18 protein-coding genes and 1 pseudogene are annotated in these 25,509 nt (G+C 59.2%); 11 read left to right on the forward strand and 8 right to left on the reverse strand.

Features of this window, described 5'->3' with window-relative positions; translation table 11 throughout:
• Positions 1-82: 82 nt before the first annotated feature.
• Positions 83-856 carry an SDR family oxidoreductase gene (locus AC3WOG_RS33805; RefSeq protein WP_492582070.1) on the reverse strand — a complete coding sequence of 258 codons (774 nt, stop codon included), beginning with the start codon at positions 854-856 and terminating at the stop codon, positions 83-85.
• Between the two features lie 282 nt (positions 857-1,138).
• Between AC3WOG_RS33805 and AC3WOG_RS33810 the strand changes: the two genes are divergently transcribed.
• The 5 genes from AC3WOG_RS33810 (at position 1,139) to AC3WOG_RS33830 (ending at position 8,131) form a co-directional block, all read left to right on the forward strand.
• Positions 1,139-2,371 (forward strand): ABC transporter substrate-binding protein, encoded by a 1,233-nt coding sequence (locus tag AC3WOG_RS33810; RefSeq protein WP_410837956.1) that lies wholly within the window; start codon positions 1,139-1,141, stop codon positions 2,369-2,371.
• A 133-nt stretch (positions 2,372-2,504) separates the two neighbouring features.
• A complete protein-coding gene (locus AC3WOG_RS33815; RefSeq protein ID WP_492582071.1) occupies positions 2,505-3,395 on the forward strand; it encodes a carbohydrate ABC transporter permease in 891 nt (296 codons plus the stop codon).
• On the forward strand, positions 3,392-4,243 hold the full coding sequence (locus AC3WOG_RS33820) for a carbohydrate ABC transporter permease (protein ID WP_492582072.1): 852 nt from the start codon (positions 3,392-3,394) through the stop codon (positions 4,241-4,243). The genes AC3WOG_RS33815 and AC3WOG_RS33820 overlap by 4 nt, the downstream gene beginning before the upstream one ends.
• Positions 4,244-4,434: 191 nt before the next feature.
• Positions 4,435-4,872 carry a helix-turn-helix transcriptional regulator gene (locus AC3WOG_RS33825; protein WP_492582073.1) on the forward strand — a complete coding sequence of 146 codons (438 nt, stop codon included), beginning with the start codon at positions 4,435-4,437 and terminating at the stop codon, positions 4,870-4,872.
• A gap of 379 nt (positions 4,873-5,251) precedes the next feature.
• Entirely contained in the window at positions 5,252-8,131 is a 2,880-nt protein-coding gene (locus tag AC3WOG_RS33830; RefSeq protein ID WP_492582074.1) for a bifunctional YncE family protein/alkaline phosphatase family protein, read from the forward strand.
• A gap of 428 nt (positions 8,132-8,559) precedes the next feature.
• Here AC3WOG_RS33830 and AC3WOG_RS33835 read toward each other — a convergent pair whose 3' ends face one another.
• The 5 genes and pseudogenes from AC3WOG_RS33835 to AC3WOG_RS33855 form a co-directional block, all read right to left on the reverse strand.
• The gene (locus AC3WOG_RS33835; RefSeq protein ID WP_492582075.1) at positions 8,560-8,811 is read right to left on the reverse strand and encodes a hypothetical protein; all 252 of its coding nucleotides are present in this window, start codon (positions 8,809-8,811) and stop codon (positions 8,560-8,562) included.
• A gap of 94 nt (positions 8,812-8,905) precedes the next feature.
• A pseudogene (locus tag AC3WOG_RS33840) lies at positions 8,906-9,331 on the reverse strand (DsbA family protein); the annotation flags it as partial.
• Positions 9,332-9,424: 93 nt separating this feature from the next.
• Positions 9,425-9,607, reverse strand: coding sequence for a hypothetical protein (locus AC3WOG_RS33845; protein WP_410836687.1), 183 nt, complete (start codon positions 9,605-9,607; stop codon positions 9,425-9,427).
• A 233-nt stretch (positions 9,608-9,840) separates the two neighbouring features.
• The gene (locus AC3WOG_RS33850) at positions 9,841-10,236 is read right to left on the reverse strand and encodes a helix-turn-helix transcriptional regulator (protein ID WP_492582076.1); all 396 of its coding nucleotides are present in this window, start codon (positions 10,234-10,236) and stop codon (positions 9,841-9,843) included.
• A gap of 558 nt (positions 10,237-10,794) precedes the next feature.
• Positions 10,795-11,016 carry a tetratricopeptide repeat protein gene (locus AC3WOG_RS33855; protein WP_492582077.1) on the reverse strand — a complete coding sequence of 74 codons (222 nt, stop codon included), beginning with the start codon at positions 11,014-11,016 and terminating at the stop codon, positions 10,795-10,797.
• A gap of 499 nt (positions 11,017-11,515) precedes the next feature.
• Between AC3WOG_RS33855 and AC3WOG_RS33860 the strand changes: the two genes are divergently transcribed.
• The 5 genes from AC3WOG_RS33860 (at position 11,516) to AC3WOG_RS33880 (ending at position 18,993) form a co-directional block, all read left to right on the forward strand.
• A complete protein-coding gene (locus tag AC3WOG_RS33860; RefSeq protein ID WP_492582078.1) occupies positions 11,516-12,736 on the forward strand; it encodes a YncE family protein in 1,221 nt (406 codons plus the stop codon).
• Positions 12,737-13,341: 605 nt separating this feature from the next.
• On the forward strand, positions 13,342-14,607 hold the full coding sequence (locus AC3WOG_RS33865; protein ID WP_492582079.1) for a leucine-rich repeat domain-containing protein: 1,266 nt from the start codon (positions 13,342-13,344) through the stop codon (positions 14,605-14,607).
• A 1,299-nt stretch (positions 14,608-15,906) separates the two neighbouring features.
• Positions 15,907-17,178: a hypothetical protein gene (locus AC3WOG_RS33870; RefSeq protein ID WP_492582080.1), complete on the forward strand. Its 1,272-nt coding sequence runs from the start codon at positions 15,907-15,909 to the stop codon at positions 17,176-17,178.
• 769 nt (positions 17,179-17,947) lie between these two features.
• Positions 17,948-18,307: a cupin domain-containing protein gene (locus AC3WOG_RS33875; RefSeq protein ID WP_492582081.1), complete on the forward strand. Its 360-nt coding sequence runs from the start codon at positions 17,948-17,950 to the stop codon at positions 18,305-18,307.
• Between the two features lie 200 nt (positions 18,308-18,507).
• Complete coding sequence (locus tag AC3WOG_RS33880; protein ID WP_492582082.1) at positions 18,508-18,993, forward strand: RidA family protein; 486 nt, start codon at positions 18,508-18,510, stop codon at positions 18,991-18,993.
• A 116-nt stretch (positions 18,994-19,109) separates the two neighbouring features.
• On the opposite strand, the gene AC3WOG_RS33885 is transcribed toward AC3WOG_RS33880, so the two are convergent.
• Complete coding sequence (locus AC3WOG_RS33885; RefSeq protein WP_492582083.1) at positions 19,110-20,267, reverse strand: pyridoxal phosphate-dependent aminotransferase; 1,158 nt, start codon at positions 20,265-20,267, stop codon at positions 19,110-19,112.
• 480 nt (positions 20,268-20,747) lie between these two features.
• Complete coding sequence (locus AC3WOG_RS33890) at positions 20,748-22,400, reverse strand: FAD-dependent oxidoreductase (protein WP_492582084.1); 1,653 nt, start codon at positions 22,398-22,400, stop codon at positions 20,748-20,750.
• 1,375 nt (positions 22,401-23,775) lie between these two features.
• Between AC3WOG_RS33890 and AC3WOG_RS33895 the strand changes: the two genes are divergently transcribed.
• Positions 23,776-24,888: a substrate-binding protein gene (locus AC3WOG_RS33895; RefSeq protein ID WP_492582085.1), complete on the forward strand. Its 1,113-nt coding sequence runs from the start codon at positions 23,776-23,778 to the stop codon at positions 24,886-24,888.
• Positions 24,889-25,509: the final 621 nt, after the last annotated feature.

Raw genomic sequence — 25,509 nt, forward strand, 5'->3', positions numbered from 1 at the left:
GCGCTGTGGTGCGGCCGTGTTGTCGCGCTTCATTGAGCAAAGCACGCGCCGCGTTTACCTGTTCAAAGCAGTTCAAAACGGCTCAAAGCGTTTCGAGCGTCAGTTCTTCAGCCATCAGACGGTTGCCTGCCATCAAGCCGCCGTCGACCGGCAACGCGACGCCGGTAATCACGCGCGCCATCGGCGACGCGAGGAACAGCACCGCGTCGGCGATGTCGTCGGGCGTGGCGAAGTCGCGCAATGGATACCACTTCTTCAAATCCTCGAAGACCTGCGGATTCTTGTCGACCCGCGCCTGCCAGGCTTGCGTCTTCACGGTGCCCGGACAGACGATGTTCGCGCGAATGCCGTAACGGCCCAGTTCGAGCGCCAGCGCTTTGGTGTAGCTGATGAGGCCGGCCTTCGCCGCGCTGTACGCCGGATGACCGAGCGCCGCCATGCCGTTCACGGAGCCGATCAGCACCAGCGCGCCCTTTTGCCGTTCGATCATCGATGCGCGCACCGCTTCCACTGTGTGATACGTGCCGTTCAGATTCAGATGGATGTCGCGTTGCCAGCTGGCGGCGTCCGTCGTGGCAAGCGTCAGGCCTTTGGCTGCGCCCGCGTTCGCGACCAGCACGTCCACCGGACCGCGCGTCTTGACCGCATCGGCCACTGCTTGCTGGACCGCGGCAGCGTCGCCGAGGTCGACCGCGATCGGCGTGACGTGCGCCTCGCCTAGCTGGGCGCTGAGCGCGCCGAGCGCGTTCGCGTCGATATCGAGCGCCAGCACCGTATCGCCCTGCTCCACGAAGCGCTTGCACAACACGCTGCCGATTCCGCCGCAGGCGCCGGTTACCAACACCACACGATTCATATCTGCCCTCGTTCCTGAAGCTGGTTGCCGCAACCGGTCTGGCATGTAAATTTCCTACAAATCCGCTGCCAGCACAGTTGTCTAGTCATCCCGAAGATTGGGTATCCGTTTCTTCGCGGCGCACAAAATACCCCTGCTTTGCAGCATCTTATGCACAAAACTGGCTGAGAAAAAATATGGCAGACCCTACGTGACAAGCTATTTTGCGTCATGTAGGATTTTTTCAAACAATTCAACCCCAAGCGGCCGGCGACGGCAGCAGACCATCCAGGAGAGAGAGAAATGTCGTTGCATGCCCGTGCTTCCCTCGCGCTCGGCAAAGTTGCCGTGGCGCTCGCGTTTGCAGGTATCGCCGTCGCGGCTCACGCCGACACGGTCCGCGTCACCGTCGCGCATTACAGCGATGCCACCGCGCCGTACTTCGAAAAGATGGCCCGTAACTTCGAGAAGGCCAATCCCGGCACGACCATCAAGATCGAAGACGTGAACTGGGACACGCTGCAACAAAAGCTGCAAACGGACATTTCCGGCGGCGCCAACGCCGACCTGGCGATCGTCGGCACGCGCTGGCTGCTCGACTTCGTGAAGGACGACGTCGCCGAGCCGCTCGATAGCTACATGGACCCGAGCTTCAAGGGCCGCTTCATCGGCCCGTTCCTCGCACCGGGCGAGATCAACGGCAAGGTGTACGGCCTGCCGATTGCAGCGTCCGCGCGCGCGCTCTACTACAACAAGGACCTGCTCGCGAAGGTCGGTTATCCCGACGGCCCGAAAACCTGGAATGACGTGATCGAGGCGTCGAAGAAGCTGAAGGCGCAGGGCATTGCCGGCTTCGGTCTGCAAGGCAAGGAAATCGAAACCGACGTCTACTATTACTACGCCCTGTGGACCAACGGCGGCGACGTGGTCGGCAAGGACGGCAAGGCAGCGTTCAGTTCGCCGGCCGGCATCAAGGCGGCCACGCTGTACAAGACCATGATCGACCAGGGGCTGACGCAACCGGGCGTCACCGGCTTCAGCCGTGAAGACGTGCAGAATCTGTTCAAGCAGGGCCGTGTCGCGATGATGATCTCCGCGCCCTTCCTCGCCAAGCAGATCAAGAAAGAAGCACCGAACCTGAAGTACGGCATCGATCCGATCCCGATGGGCACAACACACGCCACCTACGCGGTGACGGACTCGATCGTGATGTTCAAGAACTCGAAGGTGAAGAAGTCGGCCTGGAAGTTCCTCGACTATCTGTTCACGAAGGAACCGCGCGTCGAGTTCACGACGACCGAAGGCTTCCTGCCGACCACCAAGGCTGAGGCGACCGATCCGGCGTTCAATGATCCGGACACCAAGGCCTTCGTCGCGCTGCTGCCGACGGCCCACTTCGCGCCGACCGTGACCGGTTGGGAAGACACCGCGAAGGCCGTGTCCGATGCGATGCAATCGATCTATCTGGGCAAGGCCAAGCCGGCCGATGCGTTGACTGCAGCGGCGGCGCAAGCGAACAAGTCGCTCGGTCATTGATCTCGTCGTGGTTCGCTGAACACGGAACGCGCGCTGCCGTTGCGAAGGCGGCGCGCGTTTCGGTTGTAATGCACTATCCGGCCCATCCCGCCGCGCCAGTTTTTACGCTGACGCGTCTTACGATCGAGCACGCATGAGCCGTTCCGTTTCTTCGCGCCTGCAAGCGCCCTGGTTGCTGATTGCGCCGAGCCTGGTGTTGGCGCTATTCATCATCAGCTATCCGATTTTCAACATCGTGTGGCAATCGATGCACGAAGTCTCGCGCTTCGGCGCGATTCGCGATTTCACCGGTCTGCAGAATTTCTACACGATCTTCAGCGACCCCGCATTCCTCGCCGCCGCCAAACGGACGATTGTCTGGACCGTATGTGTGGTGGGCGGCACGGTGCTGATTTCAGTGCCGGTCGCATTGGTGCTGAATCAGGATTTCTATGGACGTGGCGTCGCCCGCACGATCGTGATGCTGCCGTGGTCCGTCTCGCTGACAATGACCGCCGTGGTCTGGCGCTGGGCCTTCAACGACGACTACGGCATGGTCAACGTCACGTTGCAGCGGCTCGGATTCATCAGCGGCCCGATTCATTGGCTTGCTACGCCGGAGCTCGCGTTTCCGGTGGAGATCGCGGTCGGCATTCTGGTGTCGATTCCTTTTACGGTGACGATTCTGCTTGGCGGTTTGTCGTCGATACCGGGCGATATCTACGAAGCCGCGCGCATGGACGGCGCCAGCGCCTGGCAGCAGTTTCGCAAGCTGACGCTGCCGCTGATGCGGCCGTTCGTCAACATGGCGATTCTGCTGAACGTGATTTACGTGTTCAACTCTTTTCCGATCATCTGGGTGATGACGCAAGGTGGGCCGGATAACAGCACGCATATTCTCGTCACGTATCTTTATGAGCTTGGCTTCCGCCTGGGACGTCCCGGCGAAGCCGCGGCAGTGTCGCTGATCATGCTCGTCATGTTGTTTGTTTTCTCGATCGCCTATCTGCGCCTGCAGCCCGCGAAAGAAGGAGAGCCGTCATGAGTCTCAGCGTCAAGATGAAGCGCTCGCTGTGGTGCTGGCTCGCGCTGTCGCCGCTGGTTGTGGTGGTGCTGTTTCCGTTTGCGGTGATGTTGTTTACTGCTTTGAAGCCGGCTTCTGAGATTTTTGTGTATCCGGCGCGGTGGTTGCCGGTGCATTGGCAGTGGAGCAATTTTGTCGATATGTGGGTCGCGGCTAACTTTGGCGTGGCACTGAGGAATAGCTGCGTGATCAGCTTTCTGTCGACCGCGTTGGCGTTGGCTGTGAGTTTGCCGGCAGCCTATGCGTTGGCGAGGTTTCCGTTTCGCGGGAAGGGGTTGTATTCGCAGTTTCTTCTGGTGACGCAGATGTTGTCGCCGATTTTGCTGGTTGTTGGCCTGTTCAGGTTGGCCGCGATGATCCCTTATGGGGATGGGAATCTGGTTGACTCCAGGATTGGGGTCATCGTTTCTTATGCGGCTTTTAATATCGCGTTCGCGGTTTGGATGTTGTCTTCTTACTTTCAGACTGTGCCGCGGGATCTTGAGGAGTCGGCGTGGTTGGAGGGGTGTGGGAGGACCAGGGCTGTTTTTAAGGTGTTCTTGCCGTTGGCCGTGCCTGCGATTGTTGTGACGGCGATCTTTACTTTTATTAATGCGTGGAATGAGTTTGCGGTGGTCTATACGTTGATTCGGTCGCCGGAGAATAAGACTTTGACCGTTCAAGTGACTGACATGGTCGCCGGGAAGTACGTCGTCGAGTGGCATCTGGTGATGGCCGCTACCCTCTGTGCGACGTTGCCCGTTTCGATTGTGTTTGCGTGGTTGCAGCGGTTCCTGGTGAAGGGGTTGGCGTTGGGGGCGGTAAAGTAGAAGAGGGTCGCAGTGAACCTGGACACGATGCCATTTGGCGCACCTCCCAACATCACGTGAAGTGGCCTGGCAAAAGGCATGCGTGTGATCGCATGGTAGGGCCGAGCTTCGCTGGGCCTTAGGGCGCATGCGTCAAGAACTGCACGGAGAACAGCCCGGATCGCTATAGGTTGCGCAGCAACCGCGCATACATGATTCTGGTTCAGGCGTTGCGACTGCATCTGGCTCAAACCACTTCAGGCGCTGTCGGCTGGCTGTTTGCCCTGGCTGACAAACCCATCGGATCGACGATCGCGTGCATGCATGAAAACCCCTCTTATCCCTGGACGCTTCAGGAACTGGCACGGCGTGCCGGCATGTTCCGTTCGATCTTTGCAAAGCGCTTCAAGGAAGTTGTCGGTGAAACCCCGATGGCATACCTCACGCGTTGGCGAATGTTGTTGGCGTCCGATAAGTTCATGAATAGCGAAGAGAATGTGGCTGACGTTGCCCTCTCCTTGGGCTACGAGTCGGAAAGCGCATTTCGTCAAGTGCTGGGCTATGCTCCACGCCGGTACGGGCGAGCTCAAAAGCAAATGAACGAAGTGAATCGGATCCATCTGGCGAATGATCGGCGCTCGGCGACCTGATACTCGAGTCTGATAAGTATTCACAAGGTCGCCCTCGCTGTACGACGGCTCTATAGCCGTGAGCGGCCAGTTGCGTTACGACCGCGAGCGACCGACGGGTGTCATATGACAATCGTTGTTGTAACAATTTGTAATCATCGAATCTTGCTTAGAGCACGTCATCCTATTGACATTCGGCAGTGACTTAATACCGCATTGTTGGTCAAGCCCCACTGGCCGATGAGAGGTTCGCTCGACAGGTCCTGTTCGACATATCCAGAAACTATATTCCGGCACATCTCCGCAGCGTACGGCGACGCAGCGGCGCCGGGTCATGCCTGTCATGCCAGACCGGTCGCCGGTTCGGCATGGCTATTGCGTAATGAGGAATCCTATGAAAATGAAAACCCACAATATCGTGACTGGGCTCCGGCTCGGCGTCATCATGTCGGCCGTGCTGCTCGCAGCGCAGTCTCACGCTGACAACCTCAGCGCTGTCGACACCGCGCGCGTGCCAAGCGGTCAGTCGATCACGCCGCTGGTCGTGCGCGGCGCGGTCCAGCAATATCTGAATCCGGGCCTGCCGGCCCATCCGAATTTCGTGGCTGGCGAAGCCGTGCGTTCGCAGTTGAGCCCGGACGGCAAGACGCTCGCGATCATCACCGCGGGCCAGAACTCGCTGTACAACGCGGACGGTTCGGTCGATACGGCCAACTCGACGCAGTACATCTTCCTGTATGACGTGTCGGGCGCGAACAAGACCCGGCCGCAGCTCAAGCAGGTGATCCACCAGACGAATGCGTTCGTGGGCCTGGTGTTCTCGCACGACGGCAACACGCTGTATGCGACGGGCGGCAATGATGACGTCGTCCAGGTTTACACCCAACACGGCGGCGCATGGGTGCAGTCGGCCACGATCGCGCTCGGCCATAATGGCAAGGGCGTGGGGATAGGCGTGCAGCCGAACGCGGGCGGTCTCGCGCTTTCGGCCGACGGCAAGACGCTCGTCGTGGCCAATAACTACAACGATTCAATCAGCGTGATCGATACCGCCTCCAACTCGGTGCGTTACGAGCACGATCTGCGCCCGTTCTTCTCCGGCAACGAAGGCTCGCCGGGCGGTGTCGGCGGCACTTATCCGTTCGCGGTGGTCGTGAAGGGCAACAACACGGCCTATGTCTCGTCGGACCGCGATCGCGAAATCGTCGCAATCGATATCTCGTCGCCGTCACACGGCCGCCTGGTCAAGCGCATCAAGCTCGACGGCAACGGGCTCGGCATGACGCTGGACGCATCGCAGTCGCTGCTGTACGTCGCGCAGGACAATGCAGACCAGGTCGCGGTGATCAATACCAACGCGAATACCGTGGTGGCCAAGATCGATGCGCGCGCGCCGGCCGGCGTGCTCGACCACCGTCAGGAACATACCGGCGCAGGCACCTACTCGGTGACGCTGTCGCGCGACGGCGGCACGCTGTACGCGACGAATGCCGGCGCCAACGAGATCGCGGTAATTCCGCTGAGCGGCCCGCGCGCATTTCATGTTACCGGCCTGATCCCAACCGCGTTCGAACCGCATGACGTGACGTTCAGCGCAGACGGTTCGTGGATGTATGTCGTGAACGGCAAGAGCGTGACCGGTCCGAACCCGGATCACCTGTCGGGCGGCACCGCGGCACAGGCCGCCGCCGCGCGCGCGTCGAACGAATACCAGTTCCAGCTCGAGCGCGCATCGCTGGTCAGTGCGCCAGTGCCGACGGACAACGACCTGCCGCAGCTCACGCAGCAGGTCGCGCGCAACAACTTCTATCGCCCGGAATCCAATGACCAGGACAACGAGGTGATGGGCTTCCTGCACAATCACATCAAGCACGTGATCTACATCGTCAAGGAAAACCGCACGTACGACCAGATCCTCGGCGATCTCGGCAACGGCGGCAACGGCGATCCGCGACTGAGCCAGTTCGGCCGGGCCATCACGCCGAACTTCCATCGTCTGGCGAGCCAGTTCGTGACGCTCGACAATTTCATGAACCCCGGCGACGGCAGCATGGACGGCTGGTCGTGGGCGTTGCAGGGCCGAGTCACCAATACCGAGACGCTCACGCAGCAGATGAATTACGCGGCGGTCAATCGCGGCCTGTCATATGACAGCGAGGGCTCGAACCGCAACGTGCCCGTCAACTGGGCGACGGTCCAGCAGCGCGACGCGGCCGCCGGTCCCAGCGGCACCACGAACTACAGCAACAACTCGGCCAGCGTCACGGGCGGCACGGACAACCTGCTGACGGGCACGGGCAACCATGCGTCGTCTGACGCACCGTTCGGCCACCAGCAGGGCTACATCTTCGACGCAGTACTCGCGGCCGGCGGCACAGTCCGCAATTACGGCTTCCTCGTGAAGAATATCGGCAGCATCGGCACCGCGGCCAATCCCGTGACGGATCCGCACGCTGCGGGCGTCGTCCAGGTCGCGCCGCTCGATCCGAAACTCGCGTCGCTGACTGACGCTTACTTCCGCGGCTTCGACCAGAACTATCCGGATCAGTGGCGTTTCAACGAGTGGAAGCGCGAATTCGACCAGTATGTCGCGGGCGGCAGTCTGCCGACTCTGTCACTGGTGCGCCTGTCCCATGATCACATGGGTTCGTTCGGCACCGCCTTCGCGGGCGTGAACACACCGGAGACGCAGCAGGCCGATAACGACCTCGCCGTCGGCCGCCTGGTTGAAGCGGTCGCAAAGAGCCCGTACGCGAACGACACGCTGATCGTCGTGACCGAAGACGATGTGCAGGACGGTCCTGACCATGTGGATTCGCACCGTGGCCCGGCGTATATCGTCGGCCCCTACGTGAAGCAGGGCGCGGTGATTCGGACGGGTTACAGCCAGGTCAATGCGCTGCGCACGATCGAAGACGTGCTCGGCACGCAGCACATGAACCTCAACACCGCCTACCAGCGTCCGATGGCCGACGTGTTCGACGTGCATGGTTCGGCCTCATGGAATTACACGGCCGTCGCCTCGACGGTACTGAAGACCACCCAACTGGCCCAGATGACAGAGCAAGTCGATACGAAGTTTGCGGCCGGCGCAGACGTCGCGCCGAAGCATGACGCGACGTACTGGGCCAAGGTGACCGCGAAGTTCAATTTCGATGACGCCGACGAAGTACCGGCGGATCAGTTCAACCGCGTGCTGTGGAAGGGCATGATGGGCGGCAAGCCTTATCCGCGGATCAAAGGTAGCACGCAGAAGACGGCGATGCGGGACGACGACTGATCGCCGGATTGGTCGATCGTGAAGTCGGCGGGTGGGCATTCAGATGCCCATCCGCAACTCAACGAGCAACTGCCCCGGTCGTCGGCTCGTGGTTCATTTGTTTGAAGATGTCGCCGCACGGTCGAGAGGCCGATTTCTGCCCGATGACGCCACACGCAAACTGCCGGGCATCCAACCTCGCATAACGTAGCAGCAGGGCCCCTAAATTCACGACAACCGGACACGGTCGGGCGGTTGTGGCCGGCGGGTGGTCCGGCGACGACAATTCCCCCTCGCTGCGAGGCCGCGGTAACGGCACTTAGTGGGAAAAACGACCGGGCTGTCGCAGTTGATATCGACTCGGTTAAGAGTGCGATCGTCCATGGCACGTGCAGCCTGCTGCGGGTCCTGGATCCGCAGTCGCCGCCTCAGTTGCCGCTAAGCGACCTTTATCCGTGCCCTGTCACGAACTTTTTCGTCGAGTGATAACCGTGCCTTGTTGCATCGGCAACGGCATGGCCGGCCGTCTTCGCGCCGCGGCCGACCGCGTGCGAGGCATCGCGCACGGCATGCCCGCTCTTCTTTCCTGCCGTCTTGACATCGTTCTTGAATTCGTGGGCACCTGTAGCCAGGCTCGCATGCGCCAGCGGGCTGAGCACGGCCAGCACGAACAGAATGATCGAAATTCTCATCTTCTTCATCAATCTGATTCCCCCACATAAAATTGGTGCGCACGATAGGCAGCCGGACAGCTTGAGAACGCTCACATCCAGTACGTCGGCGCCGGTGCTCCCACTACGGTTCGGCCAGAATCTGCCGGATGACTTGCTCGAAGGCTTCCAAGGGTTGCCCCCGCCGGTCATCAGATAGCGATGATCAAAGATGATCGCCGGCACCGATTGGATGCCTACCGCCTGATATTGCCGTGCTTCCGCACGAACCTCATCGGCATAGTCTCCGCTTCGCAGTACGTCACGTGCCTCCGCGGCGTCGAGTCCCACCGATTGCGCAGCTTCGACCAGGACTTCGTGGTTGCCTGGGTCCTTGCGTTCGGAATGATCGGCCCGTAGCAGCGCCAGTTTGAGTGACAACTGGCTGCCTTTGATGCCGGCCTAATGCACCTGGCGGTGCGCATCGAAGGTGTTATAGACGCGCGTACGCGGGCCGAAGGCAAAGCCAACGCTCGCGAATCATGGCTTGCGTTTCGGCAATCTGCCCCGGTCAGGGCATTGGATTGGAACCGTCTTAAAGACTGCCGCGCCTGTATTCGACTCGAGCGACACGTTCGTCAACGGAACCGGTGCCACAACGAGGCTATCTTCGCCAGCCGTGCCCGTAACCGCCGAAACCGATGCCGACATCGACGGACGGCGCTGCGTAATACGCTGGCGCATAACCATATCCATAGACCGGCGCAGGCGCATAGCCGTACGGCGGAGCGACAATGCAGCCTGACAGGCTAGCCGCAAGCGCAACGACACACAAAAGTCTGATCATGTTTTTTCTCCATGCGCGAATTGTAGTTGGCGGACCTATTCTGATTCGCAACGAAGTGTGTCCGAACGTAACCGGTCGGGCACAGACATTTGATCAGTTTGCCAATTGGCGTTTGCGTGTTCGTCTGGTTGTGACAGTTTGCATTCGCCGTGTGCGCCATGAACTACCATGACTGGGTAGACGACGCGTTTTCAGCAATGCGGAACGACCAGTAAGGCCCGCAGCGGACGCGTCTACCCGTTCTGCGAACGGCGGCTATGGCCGACAACCTGCAGACCACCGACGCGAAGTGAAAGACGGCTGATCGGCCTTTGCAGCCGTTGGCCCATCAACAATTGAACGGCCGGTATAGGCCGTTCAACTGACAATATACGGGCAGTTTTCGCCACCTGGGCGACCCAGCAAAACCCGACCTTAGTGCACGTTGCGGCGAGCCGGGGAAAATCGCCGGCGAGGCGCATGGTGTAGAGCTTCGACCTCGAACGGCCGATCAATGCCGTTACCTCGTCGGTCGTTACACCATGACGAGGATCATTCACGAACTGAACGCCGACCAGAAGCAGCACCGGCGGGTCGTCGTGCTCGACGGCGGCACCACGCTGACCAGTGAACAGGTGCGGGTCGAGCAAGCGGCCAAGATTTCCGTTGTCTTGACTGGTCGAACCGGTGTTTGGCCGTGCCGCACTGACGAGCCGCGTGTACGATATAACCGGTTGACCATGAGTTTCAGGAGGCAACATGAACGCGGTATGCCCATTGCACGGGCCAACGACCATCATCCGCACGAACGCGTACGGGTTTCCGGTCTATGCGTGCTGCTGCGACGACGTGACCTATGTGACGCCCCCGGATGCGTGCACGAGGGCACCGACGCAACGCGGACGTGACCCGCAGCCCGAACAACCGAAGACGAGGAAAGAATGACACTGACGATCAAGCCCGCAGCCCGTGTGGCGACCGGCAGTCTGTAGTATCTGGACCGCTGCGGCGCGACGTCGGACAGGTTCTTCAGCTTGCCGTAGTCGGACGACGCCTGCGTGAGTCACTTCATCGCGTTGATTCGTTCAGTACCGCGCCGATCGGCGGAATGCTCTGGCCTCGATACGAGTTTGCAATCAAGTGCTGCGCGAAGAAAAGGCTGCTCGAAAGCGGCCTGTCGAGCCCTGCGCTACGGGCGACGGTGAGCGTTACACCGCCGGCCGACTCGACACCGCGTGAAACGCCTCCGTCGCGCGCCTCGTCGCAGCCGCGAGTTCCGACTCGATGCAGGTCAGGCGGAAATATTCCGTTGGGTCCAGCCTGTACGCCTTCCCGAGGTTGAGATGCGCTTCGGCGCAGTCGCTGTTTCGCGAGATGGCCTTCTGAAAGTCGCGGATGGCCTTCCGGCGGACCTCCTGAGCCCCGTCCATACCTTCGCTGCGCAATTCCACGAAACGCGGGGATCTACTTTTACCGGCCCGCCTCAGCATACGCAGCACTCATCTGCGTGGATGCAAGTCCGAAAATCCAGACAGCCCGTCGCACGGTTTTCTGGAAATGCAGACGCGCACGCGCCTCGCCGTTCAACGATGCCTTTGTAATCAATCCACTGGCGAACGGCCGAACCTGGTATCAGTTTTGCTTCTCACTCGCTGCCCGCTGGACCCGGTCACGGGCAGGAGGCAAGTGATCCGTTTGATTGCGGCGAAACGTAAGGTTTTATGGAGCATTTCGACGGGCACGAGTGATTACGACATGCAATACGTACTTCTATGGTACTTCCTAGGATCTCTCTGCTAGCGTTATCAACGGTGAGGTCATTTGTCGTCAAGCTCGTAAGTAGGCCTGGCTGGCTAGTGAGGCTTCACTAGCCGAAGGTCGTATTGCCACGCTTTATTCCCACAACCATTACAACGTTTGGAGACGAAAATGAAGTTGCAGCGAATGTTAGGTATTACCGTGCTGAGTGCGTCACTTCTGACCGCTTGCGGAGGCAGCGTCAATTCTTCAGGAGTGCCGCATGTCGTCGCAGACATCGCAATGCCCGGCGTGGGTCCAGGCGTTAACTTTTCGTTTGACCTGGGCGATATCAGCGGGGGGCGCTTCTTCTTTACGGACCGCAATAACGCGGCGGTGGATGTGATCGACATCGCGAGCCAGAAACTCGTTGCCCAGATCAAGGGGAGCGGGGCGTTGGCCTTTGCAGGTGCAGGTGCGAGGCCGGCTCTGTCCGGACCTGATGGAATCAACGCCGTGGGAAATCTTCTGTACGTCGGCGATGTGAATTCGGTGAAGATTGCCGATCCGGCGACAAACACAGTCGTCAAGAGCATCACCGTGAGCACGGGTGGCGTCCGGGCAGACGAAGGATGTCTGGACTCGGTCCACAATGTTTACATGATCTCGAGTCCGGAGGAAGCAACGCCATTCGCGACGTTCATTGACACGCAGACGCAGACGATTTTGGCTAAGGTCACCTTCTCGGACGCGGGAGGAGCACCGTCGGCGGGTCTTGAACAGTGCCGATATGATGCCGCAAGCGACACATTCTTCGTCAACAACGACGGAAGTACTGCCAATCCGCATGGTGAACTCATCAAGGTTCCTGCGGCCTCGGTCCGAGCGATTCCCCGCGGCACAACGGTCAATTACACTGACCTCGCTGGCGCTGCCGCGTACCCTCTCGGCAATTGCGATCCCACCGGGCTTGCGCTCGGACCGGGTACCGACGCCGCGGTAGGCTGCCGCGAGGCGACCGCGGGGGCTCCACTCCTCGTACAGATCCTGAATCGCTCGTCAGGTGCTTTGGTGGCGTCTCTCAATGCTGGCGGAGGAGATGAAATCCAATATGATACAAAGTCCAATCGCTACTATAACGCTAGCTATCGCTGGACGGCGACGGGTAACTCGGTCGGCTCCGCAGGCTGCTCGGCTGCGGCTCCCTGTACGCCGGTCCTGACCGTTATCGATGCGGCAGCGCGCACGGTGGTCGCTCGAGTCGCAACGGGAAACAACACCCATTCGGTGGCGGTTGACCCTGTGTCTGGTCTCATCTTCATGCCGTACTCCGCGGCCGACAAGCCGGCAGGTTGCGCGACCTGCGTCGCGAACCACTTTACAAACGGCGGGGTGCTGGCCTTCCAGATGTAATCCAATCATTGCTGTGGTACCGCTGGCGCCGCCTTATACGCGCCGGTGGCTCTCCCACGTCGTTGCCTCGGGCGGATACCTCAACGTGACGACGCCCGCGCGTTTGTTCACCACCTCAACAAGCTGAAAGCCCCCCAATCCAGACAGCCATTCGGTGAGCACGGAACTCGATGGGCTGCTGATGACCGCAATGGCCGAAAGGCCGCCGACATGAATGCCACACGAAGGTTATCGTACGCGCACGAATTGGCGTATCAACCTGTTGCGAGCCCATGCTAGCCGCGGAGACACGAAAATAGCGACCAGTGTCCGACACGGGTCGCATTCAAACCGGCGCGGTCGGACGTGGCTTCGCTTTTGCTCGCCCATCTGGATCGGCGAGCGTCGCAGCTAGCCACGATTTCGAGCTCCGCATAGCTCAGCTTTAGTGCATCTTGCATTTCGAGCTGCCGACGAATGATGCTGCAGCCGCTCCGACGCTTGCCGGTCGATGACGGGCCTCGTCTCGAAGTGTTGTATGGTCGGAGCGCGGTCTCACTTGATGGAAAATCACAGCATCGCTCTTCGTGTATAAAGGAGGCAATCCTGGACAAGCGGAGTCCGTCGTGGCCGAAACCCCACCCCCAAGCACAAAGCCAGCTAAGGGAGGCTTGCGCACATCCGTCTGGCGTCGTGCCGGACCATGGGCCATTGGTGGCGGCATCGCACTTCTGCTCGGAATCTTGTTTCTCGTCTTGAACCCTTTGCAGGAAAACCGGGATGAACGGGCGCTGACCGACCTGGGATTTTTCAGGGGCGCCTGCAATGACAGTAACGGTCCAGCTATCACATCTGAGTCGGGATGCCTGGCATTGCGGGCAAAGCCGGCGTTAAGCGCGTCTCAGGTTGCCGCCGCGTTGCCATACCTAAGAAAGCTCCACCTAAGGCTTGAGCTGAGTCTGGCAGACACCGAGGTCGATAACATCGAGTTGCTGAACGGACTGGATGGCCTGGAATCTCTGGACCTCTCGGGCACCCGCATATGGAACATCGACGCGCTCAAGGGAGTGCATTCCCTGAAAAAGCTTGTGATCCACCGCACCGAAGTCGAGAACATCGATGCGCTAAAAGGCCTGACCGGTCTGCAATCGCTCAATCTGTGGGACACCCGGGTCTCGAACCTCGATGCGCTGAAGGACTTGACTGACCTGCGGCAACTCGATCTCCGGGACACGCAGGTTCGGGATCTTGATACGCTTGAAAAATTGCCTCACCTGGAAACACTCAAACTGGGTGGCGCCAGAAATGTCCGGAACATCGAGCCACTCAGCCAGTTGACCACCTTGAAAACGCTCGATCTCAACGAGACCCAGGTCGAGAGCATCGATGCGTTGAAGAAGTTGCACGATCTGCAAGCGCTCTATCTCGCGAACACTCCAGTCCGAAACATCGATTCGCTAACGGGAATGTCCTCCCTGAAAATACTCGTGCTCGACGGCTCCAAAGTCGAGAACGTCGATGCGACTCAGGGATTGCTCCAGTTGGAAACACTCGTTCTTGCGCGCACACAAGTTACGAATATCGATGCGTTGAAGAGCCTGAAGGGCATGCGAAGGCTTAATCTCGCCGACACCAGGATCGAGAACATCGATGTGCTGAGAGGCCTGACGGGCCTTCAAATGCTCAATCTCTTCCGTACAAGGGTTAGGAACGTCGATGCGCTGAAGGGCTTGACCGGTCTGCAAGAGCTCTACCTCGCAAACACCCCGGTCCAGGACATTGATGTACTGAAAGGCCTGACTGGTCTGCGAGAGCTCGTTCTCTATGGCACCAGAGCCACGAACATCGATGAGATCAAGGCGGCCCTACCAAACACTCGAGTTGTTTGGTGACCATTCCGTTTGCTCCGCTCTCGCAACTACGCGATCTCTCATATAGCCGCACTATCTACCAGAGTTGAGGTTAAACGCGATCGATTTGGACGATCGCAGACTCGAGCTTGGCGCCACGGCAGTCATTCGCAACGAGCAGCCATTGGTCAAGTGCGAACGGCTGCAAAGGCCGACGACCTGCCGAGCACTGACGCGAAGTGACAGACGGTTTATCGGCCATTGCTGACATTGGGGCGGGCTGGGTTCTACGTCAGCAATGTGGCAGATTGCTGACGGTGGCGGCATCGAGCAGCCAGACGGCAGCTTCCTGCATCAGCGAACTCACACTCCCGACCCTCTCCGGTCGTTAGCATTTGAGAAGCGAATGGCAGCTTCCGAGGTGCAGCGGCCGTCGCTACCACGCGCCGGGCCGACGGTACTTCAATCAACGCCTCCGAACCTCGCAAGTAGTCGTTGATACATGTGTTTCTCATAAGCACCACCGGCGCACGACGATAACCGGAGTCCTCCCGGCCGTCTCGTTAGGGCCCGCAACCGCTGACGTGCCTTCGCATATTCAGTGACCGAGATCTGCCGAATGTGAGAAAAAACGGCTTGTCCGGCTCGCGGAACCATTCTTCTGCAACGCCCATTTCGAAAGGTTCTAAATCAGGAAGTCGGAGAGGCGCTGTCTGTGTCGTCCCGTATTTGGTGCAGCACCTCCAGGGTCGAATCCGAAAAAATATTCTCAATGAAGCTAGATTTCCAACATCTAACGCGGGTTTGATTTTCGGTAATTACGACATCCTTGATAGAGGACACTGCGCATCCGCCCTAAACCAGCCGAGTGCATATAGGCAGTGCAATGTACTGCGTGATGAACTGAAGTCCGATAATTACCTCGTGGGGTCAAATTCGCCGATGTGGCCGCGCAGGACTGTCACTGATCCGAAGAAAAAAGCGGGATTTCCCTTTTCAAAAATGAACATTCAGAAGATCTCCGCTAATTGGAAGATGGCCCCACATTTTTATGCAAATTAACTCGCGATGCGGATATTATTTACCCGGTCGGACGAGCATGCGCGAACAAATTTCCGGGACTGTCTTTTACGGCTGAAAGGCGAAACGTTTGCGAAATGCACAAGGATAGGCGGCGGATCAGTTCTCCCTATCCACGTATCGAGCAAGCGGGAAATTGCCATTGTCAGTCAGGACTGCTGAGTAATGCGAAATCACTTGTGCCGTACTTCTAGTCCGAAATTCTAGCAGTCATCTATTTGGATTTTTTCCGAGAACTTTCTCGACAGGGACGAATTTGCAATGATTAAACGACGTCACTTTCTTGGCTGCCTGACGGCTCTCGGTGGCAGTTATATCCTGACCGCACGTGGCGCGGGCTCCAGCCAGGTTAGCGCGGCATCGGCGAGCGGTACCACCATACCATCGGCCGCATCGATCACCGACAGCTCCGGCGCCGTGTGGACGGTTGTCAACGGTGTCATTTATCGCGATGGCAATACCGTGGGCAATACGTTTAGTGTGTCGCTGCTGCTCTGGTACGGCGGAAAGATCTGGCACAAGGGTACGGGCGGCCAGTTCTACGTCTGCACCGACCTTGGCGGATGGTTGCCATGTAATGACCCACGAATCACCACCGCGGCCACTGCGGGAACGTTCTACGGCATGAACGGGCATTATGACTATACGTACACACCGGTACAGCTCGTATCGATCCTGAAGGGCATGGGTTGCACGAATTATCGTGTGGGATGTACTGACGACCCGGCCCAGGTGAATGCGGTCGTTAAACTGGCGCAAGCGTTCCAGTCGAACGGAATTTCACTGCTCGTGCTGATCAACCAGGGCGTCTACGATTCCAATGGCAATCTGTTCAGCAGCGAGTCTGCCGCATACAACCGCGGATTGCAGGCTGCCATGACCGTCGCCAATGCGCTCAAGCCATACGGCGTCACGATCTACGAGTGCGGGAACGAATTGACGCGACAGAACGCGACGATCCTCGACTTCACCAACGCAGGCACCAAAGCGGTCGACTTCAACAACCAGAACTGGCCCATCATGCGCGGTGCGATGCGCGGGATGATCGACGGCGTGAAGGCCGTTCAGCCGTCCGCAAATTGCGGTATCAACTTCTGTGTCGCGGACATTGGCGCAGCTGACGCGTTATGGGACGGTATGCAACCGGACGGCACAGGCGGCTATCCGAAGGTGCGGTGGGACATCACGACCTGGCACAACTACGAGGTGTACGGCGACATCTTCAACATTGGAATAGACGGCTCAGGCCCGGGTTTCGACCTGCCTACGTATTGCAACGCCCGATATGGCGTGCCGTTCATCATCACCGAATGGAACACCGGACCGGAGAGCACTCAGGCATATCGAGCCAGTTACATCACGAACACGCTGGGCAAGTTCTATCAGGCGCGGAAAACACACAACATTCAGTCGGTGATGTATTACGTGCTCGATAGCGGAGACAATACCTACGGCATTATGACCAATGGCGTTGCACTCAATCCGCCGTACAGTGCATTCACCAGTTTCGTGTCGGGCAATGCCGATAACTGATCCCCAGGCGGACGATCGCGTTTGCGTCACTATCCCCGCCCGCAGTGCGAGCGGGGAATGGACAGTGTCACGGGCGGTGCCGAAGGTTCAAGCGTTTTCCCCATTCGCAGCGCAGTAATGCGGTCATCCCAGTGACGATCTGTGAGCGGCTACTTTGGCCGCGATGCAAGATTCACCTTCGCAGATGGAAAGGCCGCTTACTGGGACGAAGCCGACGTCTGAGTGTCCGAGCAACCGGGTAAGCGAATGGCGGCTCATGGCCGGTTACGCCCGCTGAGATATGACGCCAAAAAGCTGCCGCTGGGGTCGGGCGAATGTGTTCGACCGGCGGCTTACGGCGAAGGGACTGAACGCGTACAGTCGGCCACAAACCGCCGTTCACATGCGTCGTCGGTCGGACGTTCAAGCGTCGGCTCCGCCCCGTAACCGGCCATCCAATCGTAAAGGACGAACGCTCGTTCATCGGCCATTACCGTCATCCAAGTATCGGCGTTAGTCAGGCGGCTACAGGTCGCTTTCCTGACATTCGCAGGTCGGTGGTCGCGAATGACCGGTCTCACGGAAGCCGAATTCGTACTTTCGACCCGGAGCGGCCCGTCGGCTACGCGCATGCGGTCATTCGTGGCTTCGCCGAACACCCGTAATTGCTCCCTGATTGACGCCCCACAGCGCACGGGCATATGCTTTTTTCATGTTTTCGGGAGGTGATCAAATGGAAACTATGGCGAACAACAGGTGCGGACGCGTCGTATCTGGGGCTGCCAGTTATATGAGCAGGCAGGGTTCGGAATACGCGCCCGGCATCAGTCAGGAGACAGTTGGATCGCAAGTGCTGTTTCTTGGAATGGTGACGATCCCCCCCGAAAGCCGCACGAGGGCGCACATCCATGAACACCATGAGTCGGCGTTCTATATGCTGAGCGGAGACGAGGTCGAACTGTGGACAGGCGACACGCTGGAATACCGCGACGTGGCGCATTGCGGCGACTATCTCTATATCCCCGCAGGCATTCCGCACGTGGCGGTAAATCGCGGCAAGACACCGGCGGTCTTTATCGGCGTGCGTAATGAACCGACGGCCCAGGAAAGCGTCGTGATGCACCCCGATCTGGATGCACGGGTACCCTGATGCGGTTCACAGGCAATGTGTCGACCGGCCGGCGATGAAGCTTTCTTTTATCCGGCACATGACGTCGCCATGGTCGGTGGCAGGCGCGGACGCTGCACGAGGACAGTGGCAACGTCGACGACTCAGCCTTCTTTGTTAGGCGTGCGGCAAACCGTCTGCGCCGCACGGCATCAAGGCAACCACGACTCGAGGAGGTTACCGTGGCAAGGATTGAAGCCAAGCTTGCAGAAATGGGACTGGTACTGCCTCTGCCGCTTCGGATGCCGGCAGACATCCGAATGCCGTTCGCGTGGGTCCGAGTCCGAGGGAATCGGGCATTCATCTCGGGGCATATTCCACAGAACCCGGACGGCACCGTGGCACAGCCACTCGGGAAGGTAGGAGCGGAGGTCTCTCCAGAACAGGGCTATCAAGCAGCCCGGCTCGTAGCGCTCGCTCATTTGGGAAGTCTGAAGCGAGCGCTCGGCGACCTGGATCGAATCACCGCCTGGCTTAGAGTCTTTGCAATGGTCAATGTCGCGCCCGGATTCAACGAGACACCGCGCGTGACTAACGGCTACTCCGATCTCATTCTTGAGCTTTATGGCGACGACGTTGGCATGCATGCCCGCTCATCGATTGGTATGATGATCCCGCTCAACGCGCCAGTGAACTGTGAGGCAGAGGTCGAGATCGACGGAAGTTGAAGCGCCCCTCGCCAGGGTACTGGGCCACGGCAGTCGCGCATCAGCGGATGCCCACATGCGTTGATCGATGCACAGAGCGAAGCCTCGCGAGCAGCCTTTCATCGTACCCGTGCAGATCAGGTGTCCCATGACCTGCGAATCCGCTCGCGAATGTCGGCCAGGCGCTGGACGGGCTCGTTTGCGAATACAAAACGCAGGTACCGACTGCCGCTTGGCCCCCAGTTGTCCATCGGCGTGGCGGCCACCTCACCTCGCGCCAGCAAGCGCCTGGAAGCTTCCGACGGTGCCAGACCGAGCTGCTGCGTATCGATCAGAAGCGACCATCCGCCGTGCGGGCGAACCACGGGGAGATCGCTCAGAGCGGACAACAGCGCTTGGCAGCGGGCCTCCCACTCCGCCGTCGCCGCAGCCACGCCATCGTCGTCAGCACCCAGTGCAGCTGCTGCCCCTGGCATGGCGATGCCAACCTGGCAAACAACGTTCGACAAACTGGTCAGCCTGACGTCCGCCATAAGCTGTGCAGGTCCGACTATCCAGCCGACTCGCCAACCGATCATCCGATATTCCTTGGAGACCGAGCCGACGGTGATGGTCCGCTCGCGCATACCCGGCAGCGAAACAGGGTGGACGACCTGTCGACCATCAAACAGGATGCGCTCCATGGCAGCGTCATATACCAGCCACGCGTCGACCCGCTCGCAATGGCGCGCAATTGCCGCCCATTCCGCCGGCGAAGCGACGAAACCAGTCGGCATGGAAGGCGACATGATGAGCAAGGCCCGTGTCCGAGGACTAATCAAGCTCGCCAGGCTCTCCAGGTCGAGTCGCCATCCGTCTATTCCCGGCACGAGTTGTGCGAATCTTGGCACGCCCCCTGCCAGATACACGCGATTGATCAAGCCAGCGTAGGTCGGATCGGTCAGTACAACCTCGTCTCCGTCTTCGAGTGTCGATAACAGGACATTCAGGATTCCGGCCAGCCCACCTGCGGAGATGACGCACTCGGTATCGGGGTCGTATGTGACGCCGGAAAAGCGTCGGATACGTTCGACCGCGGCTTCACGCAGCGCACGCTGACCCATGAACGGTAAATAGCTGTTGGCGTCATCGTTGTCGATTGCCTCGTGTGTGCGCCGGATCGCCGCCGGTGGAGGCCTCAGGTCAGTATCGAGATTCTCGAGCCGAAGAATGCTGGTATTGTGCATTGAGTCCGCGGTTTCGGCCATCCTATCAACCCCGATACCTGGGATGTTCTGCAAGCGTGTGACGGCCATGCTGCTCTCCTTGTCCTTCCCAATCCATTAAAGGTCGGAGAGCCCTCCGATGGCAAGTTTTGCCATGCGTCATCCCAAGCGCTTTTCTATCAGTTCTGCGCCAACCAGAGCAACGAGAAGGAGGTCTGCAAAGGCGACTGATCTGCGTCCACACCAAGGATCAGCGCGCACTCGGCTGGCGCACCCGAATGGACAGGTCTTATGGACGGCTCTGGACGGCTCAGACGTGGAAAGACCCCTCGTGGCACCGACGAACATTGCCTTCGAGGTAAAACCAGCGTTGAGTGTCCGCTTTCGGACGCGAGGGCCAACGTCGGAGAGTGGCCGAACGCTGCCCGACGTAGACCCCGATCGATTCGGCATGCGAATGGCAAAACCCGACCCAATATAGCGGTCTATCCGATTCATTGAAGCGGACATTCAAAGTCAATCGAAATCCGCTACAACAAGCACCCATACGCCTCACTGTCGCACCCAATGCTATCTGGCGTCGTGCTGCAAATATTTGTGGGCGAACGCGATCGCCATGCTGCCTTCGCCGACCGCTGAAGCGACGCGCTTGACCGGGCTCAATCTCACATCCCCACAGGCAAACACGCCAGGAACACTCGATTCGAGGAGGTAGGGATCCCGGCTATGGGACCAGCGTCCCGCCTTGACGACGTCGTCGCCGGTGAGAACATATCCGCGCACATCGCGTGCGATTTCCTCCGGCAACCACTCAGTCTCTGCATCGGCGCCAATGAACACGAACAATCCACCACAGTCGTGTCGACGCATCTCTGCGCTCAATCCATCGCGTACGTCGATCGCTGTCAGATGGGTATCGCCGTGCGCACCGACTACTTCCGATCGCAGTTGCACCCCTACGTTTGACTTCCCACGAAGCTGTTCGACGAGGTAGCGGGACATGCTCTTCTCCAGCGAATCGCCTCGCAGGACAAGCGTAACCATGCGCGCATGATTGGCAAAGTACAACGCTGCCTGGCCGGCCGAGTTTCCACCACCGATCAGATAGACGTCGAGGCCGTGAGTAGCGTTCGCTTCGCTGCGTGACGCGCCGTAGTAAATGCCTTTACCGATAAAGCGGTCGAAGCCGTCGATCGCGAGGCGGCGCCACGTGACGCCAGTCGCGAGAATGATCGTTCGCGCCCGGATGACGCCGCCTCCGTCGAGGTGAACGCTACGGCCGGCGACATCGATTCGAGCGACAGACCGTGTCACCAGAATCTCTGCACCGAGCCGCCTTGCCTGCTGCAGTGCACGGCTCGCCAGTTCGTCGCCCGACACGCCGTTGGGGAAGCCGAGGTAATTCTCAATACGCGACGAGGTCCCGGCCTGCCCGCCTGGCGCTTCGCGCTCCAGCACCACAGTACGCAAGCCTTCCGACGCACCGTACACTGCCGCCGCGAGACCGGCCGGCCCGCCACCAATGATCATCGTGTCGTATTCGGCGAGGCGAGGCTGTGTCTGCAGACCCAGCAACTCCGCAAGCTCTCGTGTCGTAGGTCGGCTCAGCACCGTCCCGTCGACCAGTCGCAATGCCGGGCAATCCTGCTCAGGCGGGCAGGTTCCAGGCCAGCGCGCCGTCACTTCGGGCGCATCCGGTGTCATCCAGTCGTAGCTGATCTGGTTGCGGGCGAGGAACTGGCGCAACGCGGTACAAGCGGTGTCCCAGCGACTTCCAATCATGGTCACGCGGGCCTTGGGCGGCTCGGCGGAGAGGCCCTGCAGTCCGCCAATGCGCTCGCGCGCAAGGGCACCCATCTTGAACGCAATTTCCGGCGACGCCGCAGCAAGTACGTAGTAACGCTGAGCGTCCACGCGCATGACACGCGACGGCTCCGCGGCCCGATAGGCACCTGGAAACGGCGAACTCAGCGCGAGCGGCACTTCGCCAAAGATGGTTCCGGGCAGACGCCAGCCCAGCGTGCGCTCGATACCGTCGAACGTCTTGATGACTTCCATCTTGCCGGACACAACGGCGTACAGTGCGCGCTCTCCACCTTCATGGACCGCGAACTCACCCGCGCTCAGATGCAGGTCTGCGCACGTGTGCGCGAGATGTTCCAGTTCGTCGTCAGGGAGTGTTGAAAACAGTGGAATCGCCCGGATGTCGTCGATTGTCAGCATGGCTTCGTCCAAACAGGCAAGTGAGGTGAAGCTCGGTCCACTTGGTTTCACGTCGCCCGCCTGGCCAAAAGAACATGCGCAAGCAGACGGCTCAGCCCCTGGCGTTCGATCCGAGGCGGGCACAACACCGTTAGTCTTCCCGCACCGAGTGCACCAATACCGCTCGAATAGTTATGCGAACGCATACCACAGCTGCGCGATAGACAGCAGGCAGACCGAGCCAGTATATGACTTTCGGATGCGAATGTTTATTCGCTGGAGCCAGTTCCCCGGTCTAAGCGCGGCGATAGCGTTCGCCGCTCCTCCGAGGCAACCGAGGTCGGAGGTCCGCTTTGTGCCTCACGACACGAATGACGGCTCCTGGCCGACTGTACGCGTTCAGCCACTTCGCCGTAAGCCGCCGGTCGAAAACATTCGCCCTGAGCCAGCGGCAGCTTTTTGGCGTCATATCTCAGCGGGTGCAACCGGCCAGGAGCCGCCGTTCGCATGCGTCGTCCCTCGGACGTTCAAGCGTCGGCTTCACCCCGTAACCGGCCATCCGATTGACAAAGACAAACGCTCCTTCATCGGCCTTTGCGGTCATTCAAGTATCGGCGTTGGTCAGGCGGCTACGGGTCGCTTCCCTGACCTTCGAAGGTCGGCGGTCGCGAATGAGCGGTCCCACCGCTAGCGAATGCGTACTTTCGACCTGCTCCGGACGCTGGACCAGGCGCCACGTCATCGGCCGCTTTCAGGGGTAGCGGTCATTTATCCCTTCGAGTCACTCGGCAGACCACCGGCCTGTCCGGACAGTCGCCGGAGTGCCCAAGTCTTGGCGAGGATCCGCTATGGATAGCCACTCGGTGGCTAGAACCCGGTCTCGCAGCCGTAGTGGCGTTTTAGAGCCTGATGCGCCTCTGACAGGGAAGGGTTTCCCGCATCTCCCGTGGAAAACGATAAGACATAGGGTAACCGGTGCGTGGTGGTGAATTTGAGGCAACGCAGCGAAATTCGCGGCGTTCCCGGGTGGATCGCCCGCGCGTCATGAAACATGATACGGCAGTATTTGAGCAGCGCGTGGGGCTAGACCCGAAGGGAAATAGCGGACCTCAGGTGAAATTTACGCGTGTTGACGGTTCGCGTGAATTGAACCCCGTCCGCTGGAGAGGAAGCCAACCCTGAATTGACCTATGCTGGTTGGGTGCGAGGAAGAGCAGCTATGGTTACAGAACGCCGTCACAGCCGACATCCCAAGGAACTGAAGCGCAGGCTGGTATGGGTGAGCATGCTTCCCAAAGACGAGAGATATGTCAGGCCACGCCAACACATGTGCGAGTACACCGTTCGAAAGCCAGCGCTCATTCACCAATAGCCAGTTCCGAGAGGAGAGAACGCCATGAACGAATCATCCATCAAGGTGGGAGTAGTCACGGACCAGACGGGTGCACTCTCGTTCATGGGTATCGCCAATGCAAATGTGGCCAAGATGGTAATTAACGACATCAATGCAAAGGGTGGCTTGTTGGGGCGGCAGATAGATCTGTACCTTGAGGACAGCGCAACTACAGATAGCGTAGCGGAAGCCAAAGCTGCCAAGCTCGTCCTGCAAGATCAAGTCGATGTGATCTTCGGTGGCATTTATAGCTCCACGAGGCAGGCTATCAAGCGGTCCGCTGTAGTGAATGGCAAGAAGCCTTACATTTACCCAGAGCAATACGAGGGACAGGAATGTGACCCGCTCATCTTCTGTACCGGCCCGGTGCCAGCGCAGCAGGTTGAACCTTTCATGCCGTGGTTGATGCAAGAAACGGGTGCGAAGAAATTCTACTTGCCGTCAGCTGACTATATTTGGCCACACACGATGAATAAGAAGGTTCGTCAAGTTGTCACGGCCAACGGTGGCGCGATAGTCGGAGAGGAGTACTTTCCCCTCGATCACACTGACTACAGCAAGACTATTGACAAGATCACGTCCAGCGGTGCGCAGGTGGTATTCAATACGATCGTGCCTCCTGGGCTCACGCCATTCCTCGAGCAGCTTTACGACTCTGGCTTTACGAAGCGAGGTGGATACATAGTCTGCACGTATTTCGACGAGAACTTCCTGAACTTGGTGCCAGCCGCACACGTGGAGGGTCTGTACAGTTGCCTCGATTACTACCAAAACGTCAGCGATTCCTTCAGCAGGACATTGATCGATCAGTACGACAAGCTCTATCCAGGCAATGCCAAGTTCACTGCTGGCAGTGCGTGTTCAGGCATGTACCGAGGCCTGAGGCTCTGGGAGGCTGCTGTGAATGAGGCAGGTTCGCTAAGGCAGGAAGATGTCCTTAAGGCACTAGACCACGCAAAGATCGCTGAGGGACCGGGTGGTCCAGCTGAAATGGTTCCCGGTCAGCATCACGTTCGAATGAATATGTACATTGCCCAGGCAAAAAATGGTAGTTTCAGGATCGTCAAGAGCCTTGGGGTCATTGATCCGAAGGAGTGCATGCAAGGCATAGAGTAGGCAATTCAAAAGGGCTACTGAGAATTGATCCGGTGACTGGAAGGCGTGGCGCCCATTTTAGGAACTGATTCACGCGGCGACCGCAGGATCAGACCGGGAAAAACGCCCACGCCACCGGTATAGGGCGCGAGGAACTTTAGCGCGAGGGGAACGTCCGCTGCCTAAGTGCACCGGACGTTTGAATGTCCGTCTGAGCTCCTAGGCGAATGGCAGGAGATGGCCGGTTGCACGCGTTCGGCACCTTCACCTTAAGCCGCCGATCGAAAACGTTCGCCCTGCGTCAGCGGCAGCTTTGTGGCGTCACGGCTTGGAGCAATATCGGCAGGCGCTCGACTGTGACCGTGAGCTGTACCAGGTGATCGCACTCGATGCGAAGGGCATCCCTCAAAGCCGCATCACCGCGAACCGTGCTGCGCGCCTTCTAGCAGAGGCATCACAAATAGCAACGACAGAACCGCCGGCAACCACGAAGCCCAGTCCGCGCAAACGAACGTCAGCCAAAGCCGCGACGAGCGTAGAAGCAGACACTACGCAGCATCCGGGTCCCGTTAGGCACTAACCGTTCAAGGCGGCCAACCTGCCGCGTCAACAAGCGACCGAGCTGAGCGCGGGGCAACCGCT

The organism is Paraburkholderia sp. FW306-02-B, assembly GCF_058782725.1.